Here is a 14,924-nt window from a genome sequence, read left to right as displayed (position 1 = left end):
GCGTAATGAGCCCGCAGTTCAACCCGGTTTTCACCCCGGATCCCCAGCTGTATCCGTTCCAGTCGCGCTGGTTCGAAAGCTCGCACGGGCGTATGCACTACGTCGACGAGGTAGACGGGCCACCGCTCCTGCTGTGCCACGGCAACCCGACCTGGAGCTTCCTGTACCGCAACATCATCGTGGCGCTGCGGGACCGGTTCCGTTGTATCGCACCGGATTATCTCGGTTTCGGCCTGTCGGAGCGCCCCGCGTCGTTCGGCTACCGGATCGATGACCACGCGCGGGTGGTCGGTGAATTCGTCGACCACCTCGGCCTCGACGGTTACCTTGCGATGGGTCAGGACTGGGGTGGTCCGATCGGCATGGCGGTATCCGTGGACCGCGCCGAGCGGGTCCGCGGAGTCGTGCTGGGCAACACGTGGTTCTGGCCGGCGGACACCCTGACGATGAAGATGTTCAGCAGGGTGATGTCCAGTCCCCCGCTGCAGTACGCGATTACGCAGCGCAATTTCTTTGTGGAGCGGTTGATTCCGGCCGGGACCGAGCACCGCCCCGGCCCTGCGGTGATGGAGCATTACCGGGCCGTGCAGGCCAGCCCCGCGGACCGGCCGGGAGTGGCGAGGATGCCCCGGGAAATACTGGCCGCCCACCCGTTACTGGCGCGGCTGGCCCGCGACGTGCCGATCAAACTCGGCGCCAAACCCGCACTGTTCGTTTGGGGTATGAAAGATTTCGCGTTCCGGCCCGGCCCATGCCTGCCACGGATGCGCGCCACATTCCCCGATCATGTCCTCGTCGAGTTGCCCAACGCCAAGCACTTCATTCAAGAAGACGCGCCGCAGGAGATCGCCGCCGCGATAATCGACCGTTTCGGCTCAGACCTCAGGCTCAGCTCGGGCTAGGCTAGGCAAACGCCTCCACCGGAGGACATGAGCAGACCAGGTTGCGGTCGCCGTAGGCGCCGTCGATGCGGCGCACCGGCGGCCAGACCTTGGGCCGGAACGTGGTGCCGAGCGGATAGGCGGCCTCTTCCCGGGTGTACGGATGGTCCCAGTCGGCCACCAGCAGGCACTCGGCGGTATGAGGGGCGCCCCGCAACGGATTGTCGTCCACGGGCCACTGGCCGGCCCCGACGCGGTCGATCTCGGCGCGGATGCCGATCATGGCTTCGCAGAATGCGTCGACCTCGGCCAGACTCTCACTCTCGGTCGGTTCCACCATCAGCGTTCCGGCCACCGGGAAGCTCATTGTCGGCGCGTGGAAACCATAGTCCGCCAACCGTTTTGCTACGTCGTCGACCGTGACTCCGGTTGCCTTGGTGATGCCGCGCAGGTCCAGGATGCATTCGTGGGCGACCATGCCGTTCTCGCCGGTGTAGAGCACCGGGAAATACTCGTCGAGGCGCCGAGCAATGTAGTTGGCCGACGCGATCGCGTTCAGCGATGCCGCCCGCAGGCCGCCGGCGCCCATCATCCGGATGTAGGCCCAGGTGATCGGCAGGATCGACGCCGAGCCATAGGGCGCCGACGACACCGGATGTCCCGGCGGCAATTCAGGTGCGAACGGGTGGCCCGGTAGGAACGGGGCCAGATGCGAGCGCACCGCGACAGGTCCCACTCCCGGGCCGCCGCCGCCGTGCGGAATGCAGAACGTCTTGTGCAGGTTCAGGTGGCTGACGTCGCCGCCGAACTTGCCGGGCCGGGCCAGGCCGACCAGCGCGTTGAGATTCGCCCCGTCGACATACACCTGGCCGCCGGCGTCGTGCACCGCCGCGCAGATGTCGGCGATGTCGTGTTCGTAGACGCCGTGCGTGGACGGGTAGGTGATCATCAGGGCCGACAATCGGTTCGCATGGTCGCTCACCTTGGCGCGCAGATCGTCGAGGTCGACGTCGCCAGCCCGACTAGCCTCGTCGTGGCACCGGACAACTACGACCTTCATTCCGGCCAGCGCGGCCGAGGCGGCGTTGGTACCGTGCGCGCTCGACGGGATCAGGCAGATGTCGCGGTGCGACTCGCCGCGGCTGGCGTGGTAGTCGTGGATCGCCAGCAGACCGGCGTACTCCCCCTGCGAGCCCGCGTTGGGCTGCAAGGAGACCGCGTCGTAGCCGGTGATCGCGACCAGCCAGCTTTCCAGGTCAGCGATGAGCCGACGTAACCCGGGTGTGTCCGACGCCGGTGCAAAGGGATGCTGGCGCCCGAACTCCGGCCAGGTGATCGACTCCATCTCCGTGGCGGCGTTGAGCTTCATCGTGCATGAGCCGAGCGGAATCATGCTGCGGTCCAAGGCGATATCTTTGTCCGCCAGTGTGCGTAGGTAGCGCATCATCGCGGTTTCGGTGTGGTATTGCGTGAACGCCGAGTGGGTCAGGAACTCCGAGGTGCGGTTGGCGATCCCCGCGCACACCGGCTCGGCAGGCTCGACCCCGAAGGCCTGCAGCACCGCGGCCACGTGCTCGTCGGTGGTGGTTTCGTCGCAGGCCACCGACACGTGGTCGGCGTCGACCCGCCACACGTTGATGCCGTTGGCCTTGGCCGCGGCCAACACCTGGTTGGCACGTCCGGGCACTCGAGCCAGCACGGTGTCGAAAAACCGGTCGTGCACCACCGCATCGCCGAGGGCAGCGGCGATGGTTTCGGCATGGGCATGCACCCGCCGCGCGATGGCGGTCAGCCCGCCGGCGCCGTGGTAGCTGGCGTACATCGCGGCCATCACCGCCAGCAGAACCTGCGCGGTGCAGATATTGCTGGTTGCCTTGTCGCGGCGGATGTGCTGCTCGCGGGTTTGCAGCGCCAGCCGATAGGCCGGATTACCGTCACCGTCGACGGACACCCCCACTAGGCGTCCGGGCAACTGCCGGGCATGCTTGGCGTGCACGGACAGATATCCCGCATGCGGACCGCCGAATCCCATTGGCACCCCGAACCGTTGGGTGGTTCCGAACGCGACGTCGGCGCCGATCTCACCAGGCGGGGTGATCAGCGTTAGCGCCAACAGGTCGGCGCCGATAGCCGCCAGCGCGCCACGGTCATGGGCCTGCTCCACCAGAGCGGTCCAGTCGGTGATCCGGCCACTGGCCCCGGGCAGCTGGGCGATAACGCCGAACAACTCCCCCGCCGGAAGACCATTGCGCAGATCGGCGGTGACGATCTCGATGCCCAACGGCTTGGCGCGGGTGGCCAATACGGCGGCGGTTTGAGTGAACACATCGACGTCGACGGCCAGCCGGTTCGACCGGCTGCGGGTGGCGCGGTGCATCAGCGTCATGGCTTCGGCGGCAGCGGTGCCCTCGTCGAGCATCGACGCGTTGGCGATCTCGAGGCCGGTGAGATCGGTGATCATCGTCTGGAAATTGAGCAGCGCTTCCAGGCGCCCCTGACTGATCTCGGGTTGGTAGGGCGTGTAGGCCGTATACCAGGCCGGATTCTCCATGATGTTGCGCAGCAGCACGGGAGGGGTGAACGTGTCGTAGTAGCCCTGCCCGATCATCGACACCGCGACGGTGTTGGCGTCGGCCAGCGCCCGCAGCTCGGCCAGCGCCTCGGCCTCGCTGGCGGCCGGCGGCAGCTGATCCAGGCCCGGTGCGGCACCGGCGTCGGTGAGGGTGTCGAGGATGCCGGCAGGAACCGCCTTGGCCGCCAAGTCGTCGAGCGTGTCGACACCGATGACCGCCAGCATCGTCGTGATGGCGTCGTGATCCAGCCCGATGTGGCGATTGGCGAACGTTGAATGGTCGGACACGGTGAACTCCTGAAGGGCAAGGGACTAGCGGCCCTCTCCCTCTGTCTTCACCCGTGCACCAGGCGCCTGAGAGATTCGGCGCCATGGCTGCGGGCGCCTTTCCCCATCGGCGGGTGAGGACCCCCGTGGGTCGTCACCGCTTTCCAGAGGCATCGTTGTCCGGCGCGGTCCGGGTGCCTGAGAGGTTGACGGAGAGGTGTTGCTCCTTCGGCGTCCGTAGCTGGCGGCCACGAAACTCTCCCGCGCGAGAGCGATGCGGAACCCAGTTTACTCGGCTCGCCGATCGCTGCCGCGACTGCGCATGCCCGGCCCGTGCTAGCCGATCTTGCGATCGCGCTGCTTGCGGCGCGAAGCCAGCTCGTCTTCCGGAGCGGCAATGGCTTCACCGCCGTCGGCGCGCTCACCGTGAAATTCGGCGATGACGCCGGTCAGCTCCCGCATCGCGCCCGAGACGGCGATACCGAACACACCCTGGCCGCCCTGGAGAAGGTCGACGACTTCCTCGGCGGAGGTGCATTCATACACCGTCGTGCCGTCGGAGAATAAGGTGATGTTGGCCAGGTCCTGGACACCACGCTGGCGCAGGTGGTCGACGGCAACCCGGATGTTGTGCAGCGAGATGCCGGTGTCAAGCAATCGCTTGACGATCTTGAGAACGAGAATGTCCTTGAACGAGTAGAGCCGCTGGCTTCCCGATCCCGCCGCACTGCGGATCGACGGGACAACCAGCGACGTGCGCGCCCAATAGTCGAGTTGGCGGTAGGTGATGCCGGCGATTTGACAGGCACTCGGTCCGCGGTAGCCGACCAGCTCATCGGGCACCGAATCGTCGGGAAACAGCCCCGGCTGAACGGGTTCGCTCGCGCCGCCATGAGCGCCATGGTCCGCGGTAGTCGCGTGGTCTGCAAGATCGAGCTGTTCTTGACGTGGCCGTTCGCTCACGGTGCTTCCTCTCGCCGATCGCGCTCTTGTCACTAGCTGCGTCATTGGCTGCCTTGGCAACCATGTTTGCTCAGGTCCGAGTGTTTGTGAGCATACGCTGTTGGGCTGTTTCGGTGCGCCAGTTGATTATCAAGTCGTCATCAAAGTATCGCTGTTGTCGGACCCGCTGGGCGCCATCCGCCAGGCGTGTCGAGCCCGCATCGCGTGAGATGAGACGCATCCGTGATGTAGCCGACTCAACCGCGAGGTGGTCGCTGCTGTGCATGCCGCCGGGTCAGGTCGCATTGCCCGACGGTCTCCGCCCCGGGCGTGGGTGTCGCCTGCCCGCCGTGAGTGGCCGGCCATGCCCACGGGTGCGCGCGTTGTCGACAAGCTAGGTGGCCTTGAAATCGTCGGGTGACACGCTGTCGAGGAATTCTTTGAACTTCTCAACCTCGTCCTCGCGGACCGCGCTGCTGGCTTCTTCGTCGCTCTCGTCGGGGATCAGCAGCCCGGCTTGGGCCAGCACGGCCTCCTCGACGTAGATCGGAACTCCGACGCGCAGCGCGATCGCCACCGAGTCGGAGGGACGAGCCGACACCTTGATATCGCGGTCGAAGATCAGATCCGCGTAAAACGTACCTTCGTGCAGGTCGACGATACGCACCTCTTTGAGCGAATGCCCAAGTGCAGCAATGACATCCCGGATCAGGTCATGCGTCAGCGGTCGGGGCGGCTCGACGCCTTGCTGCTCAAGCGCGATGGCGGCCGCCTCCGACTGACCGATCCAGATCGGCAAATAGCGATCACCGTCGGCCTCGCGCAGTAACAGCACCGGCTGGTTTTGCGGTTGCTCGACGCGAATGCCGACAACGCGAACTTCACCCATCTGTGTCTGCCCTCCGCCATGCCGCCGTTTCCGTTCAGCGCGGCGACGCGGTGAGTACACTCCTTGCCGCGTCGTCGAATACACGCTGTCGAGGAAAGTCTAATCCTCAGCGATGCAGAACGTCGCGTACCGCGGACTTGATCAACGAGGTGTGCAAAGTAATCGCAAGCGCGGCGACCTCTCGGGCTAAGTCGTCGGCACGGTCACGGGCTCCGGCCTTGTCCGCCTTGACCAACGGACCGGCGATCTGGGCGATCAGGTCGGACTGACGATCGGCCGCGGAGCGAAATGCGCGCAGGTGCCTCGGCTCCACACCGAAGTCGGCGAGTGCGCGCGCACATTGCAGGATGACGACCGCGTGTTCGTCGAAGAAGCCGCCCGGGCCGGTATTGATCACTCCGGCTTTCAAGAGAGCAGTCAGCAGGTCGTCGTCGACTCCGGAGCGGTGCAGGAGGTCTTCGCGGCTGAGTCGAATGCGGGTCGGCGACACCGCCGCTGCGTCGGACCTCGTGCCGGCGGTGCCGTCGTCGCTGACCGGGACCAATCGCGGTACGCCATAAGGGGATCCGAACGGTGGCAGCTCACCATCGGGCTGAGCGTCCAACTGCGCCCTGATCACCTTGAGCGGCAGGTAATGATCCCGCTGGGCGGTGAGGATGAACCGCAGCCGCGCACAGTCGTACGCGGTGAACCTCCGGTAGCCCGATGCGGCGCGCTGCGGCGTCACCAGCCCCTCGGCCTCCAGAAACCGAATCTTGGAGATCGTGACATCGGGAAAATCCGGTCGCAGCAGCTCCAAGACTGCGCCGATCGACATCCCGGCCAGGGCGGGGCTATCCGGTGCGCTCACCGGCCTCCGGCGCCCCCGTCGTCGTCACCTTGCTTGGGTCCGGTCAAGAAAACCAAGCGGAATTTGCCGATCTGAACCTCGTCGCCATTTGCCAGCACGGCCGAGTCCACCGGCTCACGGTTGACGTACGTGCCGTTTAGGCTTCCGACGTCGACGACGCTGAACTCGTTGCCTTCCAAACGGAATTCGGCGTGGCGACGACTCACCGTGACATCGTCGAGAAAGATGTCGCTGTCGGGATGCCGGCCGGCGGATGTAATGGGTTGATCGAGCAGAAAGCGCGACCCTGCATTGGGTCCCCGCTTGACGACCAGCAACGCCGAGCCCGCCGGAAGGCCTTCCACCCCGGATACCGCGCTCTCGGTTCCCGCCTGTGCTGGAGCGTCCAGTTCGCTGAGGAAATCGGCGCGGAAGACTGAGGTGGTCTCCACGGTGACTTCGTCAGATGTCTGGTCCTGCTCTCGTTCTGCGTCCATGTCCGTCACCCGCTGCTCCTCACTGGCCGCTGTGGCGTTGTTCGACCGGGCCGATCGGCCGGTGCCTCCCTCGGATTTACCGCCTGTATTGCCTTTACTGCTTCTGGTACTGCTACTCGTACTGCTTCAGGTGCCTGCCAACGGCGTCTGACGCTGATGTCTCGACCGTACCCCGGACGTGTCGGCCTCGGGGCGGCGACGTGCTCACCACTGCAGGATCGTAAGCCCCACACCGTGCCTTCTCCTAGGCCCTCTCGGAGGTCTTCTCGGAGGCCTTCTCTGAAGACTTCGCCGAGGCCCATAGCACGGTCGGAATGGTGGGCGCACCCGCCGGCACGGACCTTAGCAACTGTCATTCGGTTATGGTGCCGCGGTACGCCTCGGCGTCGAGCAGGGCCGCCAGGGCTGCTTCCACGGCGGCGGGGCTTTCGACCTGAAGGTCCAGCAGCCAGCCGTCGCCGTACGGGTCTGAGTTCACCAATTGTGGTGTGCCTTCCAGATCGCTGTTGACCGCAGCGACCTTGCCGGACACCGGCGCGTACAGGTCCGACACCGATTTCGTCGATTCCACCTCGCCGAAGGATTCCCCTGCGGTCACCTCATCGCCCACGGCCGGCAATTGAACGAAGACGACGTCGCCCAGCGCGGACTGCGCGAAATCGGTGATCCCGACCCGCACGGTGTCGTCCGCGGTGCGGCGAACCCACTCGTGTTCGGCGGTGTAGTGCAGATCGGGTGGGATATCGCTCACGGTAATCCTGTTCTGGTCGGGGCTCATTTGACGGGCTGAGCGTATTGGTGCGGTTTCGGTTGTCGCAAGGCGGTCACATCCACCCGGTCTGCCTGTTGCACCGACATCCGTCCGCCGACGCGTTTGATGCTGTCCACCGCACCACCGGGAATGTTCATCGCCGCGGCCAGCGTCGGTGGATCGCCAATCGCCAGAACCGAATAGGGCGGAGACAGCGCTTTGGCGTCGATGGTCAGCGCGCCCGGGGAACCGACCACCCAGGTGTCGACTCCGACCCGCACCGACTCGTGTGCGTCGCTGATCTGGATCGCTTCCGCTCCGGCGGCACGCAACTCGTTGACCACGTCGAGCATTGCGTCCGGAGCCACTCCGGGACCGGGATCTTCGATGCGCACGGTGACGCCGGGTCCGGTCGCGCCCACCACCCCCACCAGGATCGACAGCGCCGCCAGTCTGGCCTGTGCGCTTTCGATGGCGGCCTCGTCGTTGTTGCCGGAGGCCTGCAATGCGTTGAGGGTGTTCTGCAGGTCGGCCACCTCGGTGTTGAGGGTGGCCTCACGCTGCCGCAACGAATCGAGCAGCACCAACAGATCCGCGGGGCGAGCCGTGTCCAGCGAATCACCCGACTCGGTCTGGCGGACCTGAGTGACGATGGCCACCCCGAGCACGAGGCATAGCAAGATTGCCAATGCCCCGAACAGCATTCGGGAACGGCTACCTCGCAACATCGCGGACAGTCCCGTCCGACGCACCGGCCCGATCTCAGGGCGAGGACGGTCGGCGGGCAGTTCGTGACGGCCGCGCCGCGCCGCTTCGTGGGCGTAGCGCTCGGCTTTGGAGTGGCCGTGCCGGGTTGGTGCGCAGCGGCTTTCGTCGCCGGCGCTGTCCGGAGGGCCCTGGCTCACGCTGACCTCACCTCCGTCAGGCTCCGAACAGCCGTCGCCGCAGCGCGGCGGTATTGCCGAAGATGCGGATTCCCAGTACCACGATGATGGCCGTGGACAATTGCGTGCCAACGCCCAGTTGATCACCCACATAGACGATCAATGCGGCCACCAGGACGTTGAACACGAACGACACCACGAAGACCTTCGGATCGAAGATCCGCTCGAGGTAGGCGCGCAACCCGCCGAACACGGCGTCGAGCGCGGCGACCACTGCGATCGGCAGATACGGCTGAATCACCTCGGGCACGCTGGGGTGGAAAACTAATCCCAGCACGATGCCAAGGGCAAGGGCCGCGATACCGATCATGCCCGCCGCAGTCCCGTCCACGTCGCTCCCGGAGTAACCACTGTCACCAAAGTTCTTCTCACTAGGACCCAATCTGTTTGGCGAACGTGACGTCCCGGATAGCGCCGGCCGGCAGCGCCAGACCGTCGGAGGCGTTGACGCTGACGCCGACGCCATAGGAGACCTCCAGCAGCCGAAGGCGGTGCAGACCGGGACTACGGTCGAAGACATCTTGCATCGCATGCGGTGGTCCAACCGCGAGGATGGTGTAGGGGCTGCTGGTGGGATTGTTGTCGACGAGGATCGCTCCCCCGGCCTGGCGAATGGTCACATTCGGCCCGATCCGCGCGCCGTCGACCGAGATTGCCTCCGCGCCACTGGCCCACAAGGAGTTCACCACCAGCTGCAGGTCTCGGTCCAGGATGATTTGCTGGCTGCCGCTCACCCGCTGTTTGGAGGCATCGGAGAGATTCGGCCCCACTCCCGGATCGGTCACGGTCACAGTCAACCCCGGACCGATAACCGGCGTGCTGGCCGCCGCCAGGCTGAGGGCATCCAGACGGGCGAGCAGTCGCTGCCCCTCGGCGTCGTCGGCCAGCGCTAGCCGTTGCACGTCGTCGACCTTCGCCGAGAGCGCGCTGCGCTGCTGGGCCAACCTGGAAGCAGCGGCCTGGGTAGACCGCACGTTTGAGACAAGCAGCTGCTGGGCCGCGCGCACCCCGGGTGCAACGGACCGGGCCTGCGCCACGGCGGCCGCGAATACCGCTGCGACCACAGTCGCGGCCAATGCCTGCCACAGCCAGCCGAAAGCGCGGGCGCGACCATCTTTGGGCGCGGCGGAGCCGTCCCGTTTGGCGGCCGCCGCAGCGTAGCCGGGGTCGAGATGTACGGACAACAGCGCGCGAAGCAGCGACGGTACCGGGTTGTGCTTGGGCCGCGCCGCCGCATGCGCGCTGTAGCCGGCGTTCGGGTCATAACCGCCGAGCACTCGGTCAACGTCGGCCATGGCCGCTCGCTTTTCGCGCAACTGGTTGATACGCCCGGTGCTTGAGCTTGGGCATCCGCCGAACCACCATCGTCATCTGCACTACGTACAGCACAAACGCCCACAGGTACGCATACATACCCCAGATCAGAAATGCCCAGCCGCAGGCGCCGAGGAGGCGGCTCCATAACGCGTCCCACTGCCCCAAGAGCAGTATCGGAAAGCCGGCCATCAGGGCGAAAGTCGCCGCCTTGCCGATGTAGGTGACCGGCAGGGCGGACAGGCCTCGGCTCCACAGCAACGGCAGCGTGGCAGCCAGCGCGGCGTCACGCGCCAGCAGCGTGAGCACAAACCACCACGGCACGGTCCCGCTCAGCGCCAACACGATGGGGACGGTCACCATGTAGAGCCGGTCGACGGCCGGATCCAGCAGCACGCCCAGCCGCGACGACTGGTTCAGCAGCCGGGCGATCTTGCCGTCCGCCCAATCGGACACGCCGCTGAACATCAAGATCGCCACCGCCCAGCCATGGATGTGCGCAATCAGCATGACGTAGACGAACACCGGAATCAGCGCCAGGCGGATGACGCTCAGCACGTTAGGTACCGTCAGCACCCGACTGTGGGTGAGTACCGGCTCCATGAGCCGTGACCTTAGCCCGGCGACGATACGGTCCGTACGGCGGACCGGTGAGGAGCCGGGCGGTTAGGCCGGGCCCGGCGACGATACGGTCCGTACGGCGGACCGGTGAGGAGCCGGGCGGTTAGGCCGGGCCCGGCGACGATACGGTCCGTACGGCGGACCGGTGAGGAGCCGGGCGGTTAGGCCGGGCCCGGCGACGATACGGTCCGTACGGAGCACCGGTGGCATAGCCGCGAGCGTAACGCTGTGGCGATTTCCGGCACCGTTTTTCGCACTGGCGTTACATTCGGCGGGTCAAGTCTGACACTCAGCGGAACACGCCGGGCAGGCTCAGCGTGGACAGTGTGTCGTCAGACAGTGGGTTGTCGTTGACCATGTAGGTCCACGTCGACGTGGGCCGCGCCAGCTTGGACAGATCCAGCCCGGGCTCTTCTTCGAGAACATTGGCCGTTTCGAATGTTTGCTGTGCGGCCTCGATCGCATCTGCGGCCAGAGACGCGAACGCATCCACCGCCAACCGGTGGAACTCGTCGAGCGGGTTCTGCCGACCCAGCGCTCGCAGGTGGATGCTCTCCCGGATGTCGGCCAGATAAGCCAGGTGATCGGCCCAGCCGCGGTCCAGGTGGTACAGCATGATCAGCCGGCAGATCTTCTCGAGGCGCTCTTCGGACCCGTCGTCGGGCATCGCCTGAGCCAGCTCCTGGTACCTCTCGGGCGCCAGTTCGGCCAGTTCCTCACGCGCGGTCGCGGTGCGCAGCAAGGTGTTTCGTCGTTCGACGATGATGGCGCGTTGTTGCGCGATCAACTGGTTGTAGCGCCAGGTGTTCGCATGCACATCCAGCAACCGGCCCTCGGCGACGCGCTGGGCATGGTCGAGCAAACTCCCGGTCTTCGGACTGACGATTCGGCCATCCTCGTCGGTGTCCATCGGCAATTTGTTGGTGTCGAGGTTGGCCGCGACGACGTCGTCTTCCCAGCTCGAGAAGAACACCGACGACCCGGGGTCGCCCTGGCGCCCGGCCCGCCCGCGCAACTGGTTGTCCAGCCGCTGGGTGTGATGGCGGCCGGTGCCGACAACATGCAGGCCACCCAGTTCGGCGACCCGGTCGTGGTCGGCTTCGTCGGAGCCGCCAAGCCGAATGTCGGTGCCGCGTCCGGCCATCTGCGTCGACACGGTTACCGCACCGAATTTGCCGGCCTCGGCGATCACCTGCGCCTCCTCCGCGTCGTTTTTCGCGTTGAGCACGACCGCGGGGACGTCGCGTCGCAGCAGTCTTTCGTGCAGCTCCTCGGATTCGGCAACGTCGCGCGTGCCGACCAGCACCGGTTGCCCGGTCTCGTGCACTTCGGCGATGTGCGCGACGATCGCGTCGTTCTTGGCCGCCGCCGTGATGTACACCCGGTCGGTCTCGTCCTCGCGGATGTTCGGAGTATTCGGCGGTATCGGCGACACACCGAGTTTGTAGAACTGGCGCAGCTGCTCGCCGGCGGCCAGCGCGGTCCCCGTCATGCCGCACACGGTGGCGTAACGGTTGATCAGCGCCTGCACGGTGATGGTGTCGAGCACTTCACCGGTCTCGGTGGTCTCGATGCCCTCCTTGGCCTCGACGGCGGCCTGCAGCCCGTCGGGCCAGCGCTGCAGTTGGGCGATGCGCCCGCGCGAGGCGTTGATCAGGTAGACCGCACCATCTCGGACGATGTAGTGCACGTCGCGCTGCAGCAGCACATGCGCGTGCAAGGCGACGTTGACCTCGGTCAGCGTGGTGCCGACATGTTCCTCGGAGTACAGGTCGATGCCACCGAGTGCTTTCTCGACTTTGCGAGCGCCGGTCTCGGTCAGGTGGACGTTGCGGCTGTCGGAGTCGGTCTCATAGTCGGTGCCGGGGACCAACTCGGCAATCAGGCGGATGATTTCCAGCCGCGGCGTCTCCCGGTGGGTGGTGCCGGCCAGGACTAAGGGCACCAGCGCCTCGTCGACGAGCACGGAGTCGGCCTCGTCGATGAGGGCCACGTCCGGATTGGGCGATACCAGGTCTTCCACGTCGGTGACCAGCTGATCGCGCAGTACATCGAAACCGATCTCGTTGACCGAGGCATAGGTGACGTCGCAGCCGTATGCCGCCTTGCGGTCGTCGCTGGTCGACTCCGCGGTGATCCATCCGACCGTCAGCCCCAACGCCTCCAACAGCGGGCCCATCCACTCCGCGTCGCGGTGGGCCAGGTAGTCGTTGATGGTCACGACGTGGACATGCCGGCCGGCCAGTGCATAGCCAGCGGCCGCGATCGCGCCGGCAAGCGTCTTGCCCTCACCGGTCGCCATTTCGATCACGTCACCGGCAAGCATGCGCAGTGCACCCAGCAATTGCACGTCGAACGGGCGCAGGCCGGTCGCCCGCTCAGCTGCTTCCCGGGCGATGGCCAAGAACTGCGGGATGTCGGCGGAGTCGGCGAGATCGTCGAGGTTGAGCAGCCCGGCCGCGCGGCGCAGCTTTTCGTCGGTCAGGTCGGCGGCTTCTTCGTCGTACTCTGCCGAAGCGGTCACCTGGGTCAGGGACCGGTTTCGATTCTTTTCCGTACTGGCGCCGAGAAGTCGCCAAAATCGGCTGCTCAGGCGGCCAGGTTCAGCGCGTGTGGTCTTGGGCACACGTCAACGGTACGTGACCCTGTGACCGGTGCGGGCGGACGTGGTACCGGCGACACGCACCGCCTGGGCAGAGCGCAACCGAGCCCGTCAGGCCAGGTTCGATCGCCGCGGGTAGGCGACAGCGGGGTCGGTCAACACGTTGACGACCGACGGCAGACCGCTGGCGAAGGCTCGCTCCAGCGCCGGGCGAAGGTCCGCCGGCGCCGAGACCAGCTCTCCGTGCGCGCCCAGGGCGCGCGCCACCTCGTCGTAGCGGGTTCCCGGGCGCAGCTCGGCCACCACCGAGTAGCCGTACAACGCCTCCATCGGATGCTTTTCCAAACCCCAGATGCCGTTATTACCGACGACCGACACCACCGGCACATTGTGCCGAACCAGGGTGTCCCACTCCATGCCGCTGAATCCGAACGCGCCGTCACCTTGCAGCAACACCACTTGACGCTCCGGTCGGGCCAATTTCGCGGCCAAGGCGTAACCGGGCCCAGAACCCAGACAGCCGAAGGGACCGCTGTCCAGCCAGCAACCCGGCTGATAGCTGTCGATCACCCGCCCGGCGTAGGACCCGAAATCACCGGCGTCGATCACCACGATGGCATCGCGGTCCAGGAGCGGGGCCAACTCGGCGTACACCCGCATCGGATGCAGCGGGATCCGTTCCTCGGCAAGCTCGACTTTTTCCGCTTCGCGCGCCGCGGTCTCGGCGGCCCGGAGTTCGTCGATCCAGTCCCGGTGGTCGGTGCCGCCGGGTCCGGTCAGCGCGGACAGGATCGGGCTCAGATCCCCGTAGAGGCCGGCCGCTACGGCACGCGGATGACCGCGATCGGGTTCGGCGCGGTCGGCGACGACGAGCTGGGTCTGCGACCCGAAAACGCCGCCGAATCCCAGGCGGAAATCCATGGGCACACCGACGATCAGCGCAACATCGGCCTGCCCCAAGGCTCTTGACCGTGCCCGGGAAAAAGCCAGCGGGTGGTCGGCGGGCACAACGCCCCGGGCCATCCCATTCATCAGCACCGGAATCCGGCGTTCCTCGGCCAGACGCAGTAGCGCAGTCTCCGCGTGTCCCCACCAGACGTTGGTGCCTGCCATGATGACCGGACGTTGCGCCGCCCAGAGCAGGCCGGCGGCCCGGTCCAGGGCGTCACCGTCGGGGGTTGCGGTCGCGGGTCCGTCCGTCAGCGCGCCAGGACGACCGTCGTCGTCGGACATGGAAAACACGTGGTCCATCGGAAAATCTACGAAAGCCACCCCCGACGGCGCTCGAACCGCGGCCTGCAGGGCTTCGTCGACCAGCCTGCCCGCGTCACCGGCTGATTGAGCGGTGGCGGCAAAACGAGCCAGCGGCGCGACAAAAGGGACGTGGTCGATCTCTTGCAGGGAGCCCATCCCCCAGCGCAAGGCCGGCGCCCGGCCACCGAGCACCACGAGCGGCGACTGGTTTTGTTGGGCGGCCGCCATAGCGCTCATCCCGTTGGTCACGCCGGGACCCGCGGTCAGCGCGGCCACCCCGGGCACCCGTGTCACCTTGGACCAGCCCTCGGCGGCGAAGGCGGCACTTTGCTCATGACGGGTGTCGATCAGCCGGATGCCCTCGTCGCGGCAGCCGTCGTAGACGGAAAACAGGTGTCCGCCCGACAGTGTGAAAACCGTGTCGATACCGCTGGCTTTAAGCCGTCGCGCTATGAGCCGCCCCGCATGCATTGTCTGGGAGGGGGTGGCGCCGGCGCTCATATCCGTCATATTTCGAAAGCCTATCCGCATGGTTCCGGTACCTTCGCCGAAGGATTTCTG

General features: G+C 66.2%; 13 protein-coding genes and 2 riboswitches. Of the genes, 1 reads left to right on the top strand and 12 read right to left on the bottom strand.

Annotated elements, in window-relative coordinates; genetic code table 11:
* The first annotated feature begins 5 nt into the window (after positions 1 to 5).
* Positions 6 to 902: a haloalkane dehalogenase gene (locus tag EET10_RS14495; protein ID WP_122502245.1), complete on the top strand. Its 897-nt coding sequence runs from the start codon at positions 6 to 8 to the stop codon at positions 900 to 902.
* 1 nt (position 903) lies between these two features.
* Here EET10_RS14495 and gcvP read toward each other — a convergent pair whose 3' ends face one another.
* The 12 genes from gcvP to EET10_RS14435 all read right to left on the bottom strand — a co-directional run bounded on the left by gcvP (position 904) and on the right by EET10_RS14435 (position 14,864).
* Positions 904 to 3,741: an aminomethyl-transferring glycine dehydrogenase gene (gene gcvP, locus EET10_RS14490; RefSeq protein WP_036403070.1), complete on the bottom strand. Its 2,838-nt coding sequence runs from the start codon at positions 3,739 to 3,741 to the stop codon at positions 904 to 906.
* 31 nt (positions 3,742 to 3,772) lie between these two features.
* A riboswitch (glycine riboswitch) is annotated at positions 3,773 to 3,896 on the bottom strand.
* Positions 3,897 to 3,994: riboswitch (glycine riboswitch) on the bottom strand.
* Between the two features lie 62 nt (positions 3,995 to 4,056).
* Positions 4,057 to 4,683 (bottom strand): MerR family transcriptional regulator, encoded by a 627-nt coding sequence (locus tag EET10_RS14485; RefSeq protein ID WP_036403072.1) that lies wholly within the window; start codon positions 4,681 to 4,683, stop codon positions 4,057 to 4,059.
* A 373-nt stretch (positions 4,684 to 5,056) separates the two neighbouring features.
* Positions 5,057 to 5,551: a bifunctional nuclease family protein gene (locus tag EET10_RS14480; RefSeq protein ID WP_036403074.1), complete on the bottom strand. Its 495-nt coding sequence runs from the start codon at positions 5,549 to 5,551 to the stop codon at positions 5,057 to 5,059.
* 106 nt (positions 5,552 to 5,657) lie between these two features.
* Positions 5,658 to 6,401 carry a transcriptional regulator FtsR gene (ftsR, locus tag EET10_RS14475; protein WP_036403076.1) on the bottom strand — a complete coding sequence of 248 codons (744 nt, stop codon included), beginning with the start codon at positions 6,399 to 6,401 and terminating at the stop codon, positions 5,658 to 5,660.
* Positions 6,398 to 6,877, bottom strand: coding sequence for a glycogen accumulation regulator GarA (garA, locus tag EET10_RS14470; protein ID WP_423793580.1), 480 nt, complete (start codon positions 6,875 to 6,877; stop codon positions 6,398 to 6,400). The genes ftsR and garA overlap by 4 nt, the downstream gene beginning before the upstream one ends.
* Positions 6,878 to 7,229: 352 nt before the next feature.
* Complete coding sequence (gene gcvH / locus EET10_RS14465) at positions 7,230 to 7,628, bottom strand: glycine cleavage system protein GcvH (protein ID WP_036403437.1); 399 nt, start codon at positions 7,626 to 7,628, stop codon at positions 7,230 to 7,232.
* Positions 7,629 to 7,651: 23 nt separating this feature from the next.
* On the bottom strand, positions 7,652 to 8,533 hold the full coding sequence (locus EET10_RS14460) for a DUF881 domain-containing protein (protein ID WP_099187296.1): 882 nt from the start codon (positions 8,531 to 8,533) through the stop codon (positions 7,652 to 7,654).
* A 16-nt stretch (positions 8,534 to 8,549) separates the two neighbouring features.
* The gene (locus EET10_RS14455) at positions 8,550 to 8,882 is read right to left on the bottom strand and encodes a small basic family protein (RefSeq protein WP_023364046.1); all 333 of its coding nucleotides are present in this window, start codon (positions 8,880 to 8,882) and stop codon (positions 8,550 to 8,552) included.
* A gap of 61 nt (positions 8,883 to 8,943) precedes the next feature.
* Positions 8,944 to 9,867 carry a DUF881 domain-containing protein gene (locus EET10_RS14450; RefSeq protein ID WP_063467856.1) on the bottom strand — a complete coding sequence of 308 codons (924 nt, stop codon included), beginning with the start codon at positions 9,865 to 9,867 and terminating at the stop codon, positions 8,944 to 8,946.
* Complete coding sequence (locus tag EET10_RS14445) at positions 9,854 to 10,489, bottom strand: CDP-alcohol phosphatidyltransferase family protein (protein WP_036403088.1); 636 nt, start codon at positions 10,487 to 10,489, stop codon at positions 9,854 to 9,856. The genes EET10_RS14450 and EET10_RS14445 overlap by 14 nt, the downstream gene beginning before the upstream one ends.
* A 307-nt stretch (positions 10,490 to 10,796) precedes the next feature.
* On the bottom strand, positions 10,797 to 13,133 hold the full coding sequence (gene secA2, locus EET10_RS14440) for an accessory Sec system translocase SecA2 (RefSeq protein ID WP_036403091.1): 2,337 nt from the start codon (positions 13,131 to 13,133) through the stop codon (positions 10,797 to 10,799).
* A gap of 87 nt (positions 13,134 to 13,220) precedes the next feature.
* The gene (locus tag EET10_RS14435; protein WP_036403094.1) at positions 13,221 to 14,864 is read right to left on the bottom strand and encodes an acetolactate synthase; all 1,644 of its coding nucleotides are present in this window, start codon (positions 14,862 to 14,864) and stop codon (positions 13,221 to 13,223) included.
* Between the last annotated feature and the right edge of the window lie 60 nt (positions 14,865 to 14,924).

The organism is Mycobacterium pseudokansasii (assembly GCF_900566075.1).
GTDB classification, from domain to species: Bacteria; Actinomycetota; Actinomycetes; order Mycobacteriales; family Mycobacteriaceae; genus Mycobacterium; species Mycobacterium pseudokansasii.
The sequence above is the reverse complement of the archived record's forward strand: the minus strand, read 5'-3'. Positions and strand labels throughout refer to the sequence as shown.